General features: G+C 67.3%; 7 protein-coding genes. 1 reads left to right on the top strand and 6 read right to left on the bottom strand.

The features are described from left to right. Nucleotides 1–147: 147 nt before the first annotated feature. Genes FNH08_RS40710 through FNH08_RS40725 form a run of 4 tightly spaced genes read right to left on the bottom strand, consistent with a single transcriptional unit; the run spans nt 148 to nt 2,918 of the window. Complete coding sequence (locus FNH08_RS40710; protein ID WP_152776551.1) at nt 148–879, bottom strand: DUF2637 domain-containing protein; 732 nt, start codon at nt 877–879, stop codon at nt 148–150. Nucleotides 880–937: 58 nt separating this feature from the next. Beyond that, entirely contained in the window at nt 938–2,359 is a 1,422-nt protein-coding gene (locus tag FNH08_RS40715) for an FtsK/SpoIIIE domain-containing protein (protein ID WP_152776552.1), read from the bottom strand. Beyond that, the gene (locus tag FNH08_RS40720) at nt 2,356–2,568 is read right to left on the bottom strand and encodes a hypothetical protein (protein WP_152776553.1); all 213 of its coding nucleotides are present in this window, start codon (nt 2,566–2,568) and stop codon (nt 2,356–2,358) included. Before FNH08_RS40720 ends, FNH08_RS40715 begins: the two co-directional genes overlap by 4 nt. Continuing rightward, nucleotides 2,565–2,918 (bottom strand): SCO3933 family regulatory protein, encoded by a 354-nt coding sequence (locus FNH08_RS40725; RefSeq protein ID WP_152776554.1) that lies wholly within the window; start codon nt 2,916–2,918, stop codon nt 2,565–2,567. Before FNH08_RS40725 ends, FNH08_RS40720 begins: the two co-directional genes overlap by 4 nt. Nucleotides 2,919–3,086: 168 nt before the next feature. On the opposite strand from FNH08_RS40725, the gene FNH08_RS40730 reads away from it, so the two are divergent. Then, entirely contained in the window at nt 3,087–3,572 is a 486-nt protein-coding gene (locus FNH08_RS40730) for an SCO5717 family growth-regulating ATPase (protein WP_152776555.1), read from the top strand. 1,634 nt (nt 3,573–5,206) lie between these two features. On the opposite strand, the gene FNH08_RS40735 is transcribed toward FNH08_RS40730, so the two are convergent. Then, nucleotides 5,207–5,566 (bottom strand): ASCH domain-containing protein, encoded by a 360-nt coding sequence (locus tag FNH08_RS40735; RefSeq protein ID WP_152776556.1) that lies wholly within the window; start codon nt 5,564–5,566, stop codon nt 5,207–5,209. Further along, nucleotides 5,563–6,684, bottom strand: a complete 1,122-nt coding sequence (locus tag FNH08_RS40740; RefSeq protein ID WP_322726273.1) for a hypothetical protein — start codon at nt 6,682–6,684, stop codon at nt 5,563–5,565. Before FNH08_RS40740 ends, FNH08_RS40735 begins: the two co-directional genes overlap by 4 nt. Nucleotides 6,685–6,887 lie beyond the last annotated feature (203 nt).

A 6,887-nucleotide genomic window follows, 5' to 3' on the forward strand; every position in this document is an offset into this window, starting at 1 on the left:
GTGGCGGGGTCTCCCTTCGGGCGCGAGGGTGGGACCTGCGGGCAGCAGCGATTCAGTGCGCTCGGGCTGCTGCCCGCAGGCATGACGGATCGGGCCCAGGGGCGGGCAGGGCGGGTGGTGCCGGGAAGGCCGGCGGAGGGTATGGCCCTACAGGGCGGCGTGGAGGGCGGTGGCCATCGGCAGGCCGATACCGAGCCGCATCTTGAGCTGAGCCGGAGTAATCGTTTCTCCGTGCTCGGCATGGTGCGATGCGGCGATCGAGCGCGCTTCGGTCAGCAGCGGCTCAGGAACCTTGGCCACAGGCACGGCCGGGGCGGGAGCCGCAGCGGGTGCGGCCGGACAGGGCTGCGAGGGAGCAGGCGCCGGAACGAGGGCCGGGGGTACGGGCGTCGTAGCGGGTTCCGACTCGGCGGAGGTCGGGGCGGACTCTTGGACCGCTCCTGTCTCGGAAGCCAGGGCCGGGGCCGTGGCGCCGGAGTTGACCGCGTGGAAAGAGCGCAGGAGTTGCGGCCCGACCGCTCCCCAGCCGAGGAGCAGCAGCGGGGCGACGGCGTCGACGGCAGCGCGGCCGTAGTGCCCGGCGACGACAGGTTCGGCGACGTTGAGGGCCAGGGTCAACAAACCGGAGAAGTGCATGAGACGGGTGGCCGCCTTCATCTCCGCGGCCGGGACGCCGCGCAGAGAGAGGAAGCGCAGGGCCACCAGGAGGCCGACCACGGACAGGTCCACCATCGGGGCGATGAGCGGTGCGATCGGGGCGGGGACGCCCAGGCGCAGGGCCAGGGCCCAGACGTTGCCGAAGGAGAAGACGAACGCCAGCGCGGCGATGACGATCATCACGGCTGTGACGGTGCGCTGAGTGATCCGGTCCTCAGTCATGGGTGTTCACCTCCTTTCTTTCCGGGTGAAGCCACGTAGGGGGAGGCCCGACGGGTGGTCAGGCCGCCATGGTCGGGGTGGTGTCGTCCGGGTCGGACTTACCGAGCTCGACGCCGGGGAGCTGGGCGGTGAGCAGGTCGGCCGGGTCGGCGGTGAGGTGGGCGGTACGGGCGGCGATGTAGGCGGAGTCCCTGCCGGACACATAGGGCGTGCGTATGCGGGTGAAGCCGGGCTGGGACTGGTGGTTCATGGAGGCGACGCCGACGTAGGCGCGGTCCTGGAGGTTGATCGGGTTGGCGTCGGGCCATTCCCGGATGTCCTCACCGAGGGCGGCAACGGCAGCCTCGGCGGTCTTCTGCGCGAAGGACAGTCCGATAGGGCACACGTCGCGGATGAACGTGGGGATCGCGTCACCGGTGGACTTCTGGGTGGCGAGGATGACGAGGATGCCCATGCTGCGGCCCTTCTTCACCAGGTCCTCAACCAGCCGGGCGTTCTCGGCGGCGAGCGCGGCGAGCTTCTTCGTCTTGGGGTCACTGCCCTTGTGGTCGCGGAAGTAGGTGTGCGCCTCATCGATGATCAGGACGACGAGCGGCCACACTGCGGACGGCCCGACCTCCCACATGCTCTGCACCCCGAGGATGGGTTCAGCCGCCGAGACACGGGCGCGGCGCAGTTCCACCAGGCTCCGGAACAAAGCGTTGGCCTCTTCGAGGTCATCGCCGACGAAGGCGAACATCCGCTTCACGAGGTGGGCGTAGTCGCCCTCCCTGGCGGTGGACACCTTGCCGTCGGCGCAGACGAACTGAATCGCGGGCGAGGGTGCCCAGTCGCAGATCAGCCCGTTGATGAGCGAGGTCTTGCCGAAGCCGGGGAGGCCAGCCACGGTCACGCCGGGCACCTGCGTGAGGTCGACGGACACCGGTTGTGCGTATTCGTCCAAGCCCAGGTCCCACCGGGCGATCTCCTCCGGCTCGTCACCCGTGGGATGGTGCTCGGTGGTGAACTTCAGCGGATCGAGCCGCACACCACGGATGAGTACCTGTCCAGGCTTGTCCTGGGTGACGGCGACCCGCGTGCACTTCCAGGCGTCGGCCAGGTGAGGGGCCGCCTTCTGGAACTGTTCCAGACCGACGCCGGGCAGGCAGCTTGCCCGCGCGATCACCCCGTAGGCGTCGTGCGTGACCTTCAGGGCCGGGACCAGGATGCGAGGCTTGATCGGTTTGCCGTCCGTGTTCGCCAGCGAGGCCATCGCGGTCGGCGTCTTGTCTGTGGCCGACAGTTTCAGCATCGGTGCGAGCCGCTTCCAGCCCCGCCGCACGCGCACGGCCTGCCGGATGGACTGGCGGGTCATGACATCGGCGCGCACGTAGCGGACCACCCACCAGACCGACCAGCTCACCAGCACTGTCAGCGCCACACCGACTACCAGGAGGCCATAGCCGAAGGCCCCACCCGTCGGATCGTTGAAGTCCTTCATGCGTCTTTCTCCTGCGAGTTGTGGAGGGAGGCCACGAGGGCCGATTCGAGAGCCGCCCTGCCCTCGACAGCCGCCAGGCTGGGGTAGCCGTAGCCAACGAGCACGGCCGTCACCGAGTTGACGAGCGACTCGCTGAACCGGGGGTCCGGCCCGGCGTGAGCTAGCGGGTAGCTGCGCTCAGCGCCGAACCGGAACACGGTGTCGCTCACGCGGCGTCAGCGGCCGAACCGTCGACCAGGTCCAGGCGGCTGGCGCGGTAGGCGATGCCGTCCGAGAGCTGGCCGTTGAAGATCCGGGCCCACGGGGTGGCGAACAGTTCCACCGGCATCACCGGCAGACCCGGCTTAAGTCCGTTGGGGAGACCGGTCTCCGGAACGGTGATCTTCAGTGCCTCGGCGCGGTCCTCCTCCATGAAGAAGAGGGTGATCGTGTAGAGCTTCGCGTTGGTCTCGCGGTCGGTCGCGAACTGAGTCTTCTCAGCGTCCGCGTATTTCGGCACCGGCAGGGTTCCGACCATGAACGAAGCGGTGGGGAGCAGGCCAACACGGATACGTGCCATGGGTGTTACGTCCTTTCGATAGGTGCTCCGCCGAGTGGAGGAGCGTGATCTATAGAACCTCGCTCACCTAGCACTGTCAAGTCACAAGGGTGAGCTATGTATCTGGTGCGCAGTTCAGCTATGTCAGTGGGGTGTGCTAGGGGAGCTAGGAGTGGCTACCCTTGGGACATGACTCCCCCGCCAGAGAAGAAGCAGGACCGCCGGCCGCCGTATCAGCATGCAGCCGACGAGCTTCGGCGGGACATCAAGCAAGGCCGCTTCAAGCCCGGCGAACAGATGCCGTCTGTCCGTGAGCTGCAAGAGCGCTTCGGCGTCGCCAACATGACCGCAAGAAGTGCCCTGAACGTGCTGCGGGACGAAGGGCTGATCTACACCATCCACGGCCGGGGCAGCTTCGTCGCCGACGTCGCCGACCGCACGGGCGAGTTCACCATCGACTACAACCCGCCTGCCTGGTACCTCGCCAAGAAAGGCACCGAAGAGCCGGACGAAGAAGTCGAGGAGGGGAAGCCCGACAACGAATCCGCCGGGTCCTCCCTCGTCGAACTACTCGCCGCCCTGCGCGACGAGATCCGAGCGCTCAGCGCGGATCACCAGGAATTGCGTCGGGAAGTCGAGGCGCTGAAGAAGGCCCAGCAGTCGCCGCCGTCTTAAGCCGAACGATCTCCTCTCGAATTTCCATCGCTTCACGGCCGAGCCTTGCCACCATGGCCCTCATTTCGCAGACCAGTGCGGCCACCTCTGCCGCCTCCCGGCTGTGAATGGTGATCAACTCCCTTTCTGAGTCGCGCATCTGCCCGGTCATGTCTCCCCGTTCGCTGCTTTGCCGTTGTTGCGTTCAGCCAACCGCCGAGGGCTTCCCCAGCAGTCATCCACCCCCGGATCAGGGCCAGCCCGTAGCGCTCGGCAAGCCGTCATCGCGGCTGTTGAGCTAGGTCTACCTGTTCGACCGGACACGTACGAGGCGCGCGGCGCTGCACTCCCGCAGGGCGGGCAAAAACCCGTCCCTCGGACTCCCCTGCGTCCTGCTGGGCGGGAATTCGCCACTCCGTGCGTGCACGTCACTCGTCCTTCCGGTCGTCGGCCAGGAGCATCAATAGTCCGGAGAATCGCCGGTTTGGGTAACCGGCACTTCGGTGCTATGTTGCGCCGCTTGATCCATCGGGGATCGCCTATAGGGCTGACGAAATCCGCATCGGTGTGACCCCCATTCCTATGCTCCACGCCACTTCTCCATCTCCAGTCGGCCGCCCTTACTCGCTTGCTACAGGTGCCGGAGAGCCAGTCGGTGTGACAGTCGCCGGGCAAAAATCAGCGCACCACTCACCACCGACCATGAAGCCGACCACCAGCACCCGACCAAGGTCACGAAAAGGTCACGGAGTGGCCCGGTGAGCCCCGACCAGCCGCGCAATGGCATCCTGCAATCCCCCGCCTGTGGATAAATTCCGGCGACCGCCAGATCAAACAGTCAGGAATGCGGATCTATTGGGTCTAAAGCGGCGCAGGAACCGGCGAGCGGGCGGGAAGTCAGGGTCAGCGCATGCTCTGCGACCGGCCACAGGCCCAGGGCCCCGGAGCTGTGCAGAGTTTCTTTACTGGATCAAGGCGGCCCGCCTACGGCGGGCCGCGCGCGCTGGCGGCCATGGGCCGCCGCCGCTCCATGTCTTCGCCACCGCTCCGGCGGCCCCCACCCGCTCAGCGCGCAGCACCGCCATGGCGAACAGCCAGACCAGGAAGCAACCCGACCAGTCCGAGGACCAGGACCAGGCCGACACCCACCAAGCGCAACCAGGCCACCCAACCGCCCACCGCTCGGGGCGACATGGCCCAGACAACCGCAGCCCGAACCCAGTGGACAGGCCGCGTCGGCAACGCCCAGGTCGGATCGGGATGCGGTCCGCGACGCATGGAAGAAGCGTGGCTGAGGCCGGCGCGGGGTTGCTGGAAGCACACGTGACGGGTGCTCAGTCGGCGTACTCGCCGCCGTGGCTGACTTTCGGTGGCTTAGGTCAGAACTGGGCTTCCATCGGCCGAACCGCAAGAATGGTCCTCTCCAACTCGACATCACAGAGCGGGGATTGCAGCCGCACCCACGTTCGGGCACGCCGACCGCCCCGGTACCATCGGCACCGGGGTCCTGATCAGGGATTCCTTGACCGGACCACCCCGGATTGCTGTCCAGGCTGAGGGGCGGTCCGGTCTCCCGTTGTTGGCGCCCGTCGCTCGTGTGACGGGCGCCGGGGAAGCCGTGCTGTCTCTAGGGGCGGGGAGCTTGCACGGCTGGCTTACTGGGGCAGCAGCTCGATTTCGATGGCGAGTGCGCCGAGGGCTTCCTTCTCTGCGGAGTAGATCTCTCGGATGTTGGCGAGCTGCTGCTCACGGCCCGATGCAGGGTTGACGTTCGCCGGGCCCTCACCGTCGAGCAGTTCCTCGAACGTCGCGTACTCGGCCACCCGCTTCACCCGGACGTCGCATGTCTCGTCCGTGCCTTTGATGCGGAAGCGGATCACGTCTCCGGCAGCGAGGTCTTCGAGGTGGGGGTACTTCACCCGAACCTCGATCGTCTTGCGGCCAGCGGCGACGAGATCGAAGTACCGACGGTAAAGGTTCAGCTCGCGGACGCGAGCAGCGGCGGTTTCCGTCATGGGGCGGGAACGCTCCTAGGTGCTGGTGTTGCGGTGGTCATCAGCCGACCGAGTTCGCCAGCCGAGTACGAGCGGAAGAAGTGGCGAGGGTCGGCGAGTAACACCTCGGTCAGGGCAAGTAGGCGATCGACGTACTCAGTCAACGACCCCGGCCATTCTCGGGTGTCGAGCATCCACGGCGCTGCCCCATCGGGCAGGGACGCTCGGCCCTCCCGGATGAGGGACTTGGACAGCTTCGCGCCCGTATCCGTGACCACCTGGGGGCAGAACAGCCGGGCGGGCAGCTGTCCACGGGTGAGGCCGACGGCCTGTAGGGCGCCGTCGACGAGGAGGCAGCCAGGCATCCAGTCTCCGCCTTTGACCATGACGTGCAGCGTGCCGACCGATCCCGTGATGGCCAGCTCCTTGACCAGGTTCCTGTACAGCGTGGCCAGGTCCAGGTAGTCGCCGTTCGTCGGCTCGATGACGATCTCGTAGGCGCCATGGTGCAGGCACACGGCCGAGATGGTTGCCCGCTCGAACCCGTCGCCACGGACACGGGTTCGCTCGGCGTACTTCTCGGCCCACCCGCAGCCAGGCCGTGGGCAAGGGACACGGATGTGAGGAACGCCGGAGGACGGAGACAGGTACCAGCGGGCGGCGTCCATGCGAGGCAGCACCCGCAGCCAGGCACGGCGGAAGTGCTCGCCAGCCTGCTGCTGGCTGTAGGTCTCGACGGAGTACGACACGTGCAGGCGCTCGGACAGGGAACTGAACAGCGGCCGGTACAGCCTGTCGACCTGTTCCACGATGTCGGCCGCGCCCAGGGCGTGCGCGTAGGACCGCTGGTAGCGGTGACCGGTCTCGTTGTCGGTGACGATGGCGTACGGGGCGTTGTCGAGGGCGCTGAACTGGACTTCGACCGGTACGCCGAACCTCTCCCGGATACGGGCCGCAGTGGCGAACGTGAGCGACTGAACCAGAGACGTCCCGATGTGCGGGGCTCCGTTGATCTGCGTTCCCACCACGAACACGATCCGCGTCGGAGACGCATCGACAATGCGCGGCCTGAGCAAGTCCTCAGCGTGCGTGAGCGCGTTGGCGAGCACGGTGTTCGGCGATACGGGATAGGTGGTCACCGCGTCTTCCCCTCGATAGATGGGCAGGACTGCGCCGCGGAGCGGCGGGTGTGCGTTCAGCGGTAGAGCTCCGGGTGAGTGGTGGACCCGCCCCCGCGCCGGGGGGAACCGGGAAGGACGCGGGGGCGGGGGTCATCGGGACATGCGCCGCCCTTTGGGTCTCCGGTGGCGGCCCGTCCCCGCCGGGGAGTGGGGTGGGCACC

It is taken from the genome of Streptomyces spongiae (assembly GCF_009377185.1).
Classification (GTDB): domain Bacteria; phylum Actinomycetota; class Actinomycetes; order Streptomycetales; family Streptomycetaceae; genus Streptomyces; species Streptomyces spongiae.

Coding starts and splice junctions, on each gene's coding strand:
- FNH08_RS40710 (WP_152776551.1), bottom strand. CDS start 879: ATGACTGAGGACCGGATCACTCAGCGCACCGTCACAGCCGTGATGATC.
- FNH08_RS40715 (WP_152776552.1), bottom strand. CDS start 2,359: ATGAAGGACTTCAACGATCCGACGGGTGGGGCCTTCGGCTATGGCCTC.
- FNH08_RS40725 (WP_152776554.1), bottom strand. CDS start 2,918: ATGGCACGTATCCGTGTTGGCCTGCTCCCCACCGCTTCGTTCATGGTC.
- FNH08_RS40730 (WP_152776555.1), top strand. CDS start 3,087: ATGACTCCCCCGCCAGAGAAGAAGCAGGACCGCCGGCCGCCGTATCAG.
- FNH08_RS40735 (WP_152776556.1), bottom strand. CDS start 5,566: ATGACGGAAACCGCCGCTGCTCGCGTCCGCGAGCTGAACCTTTACCGT.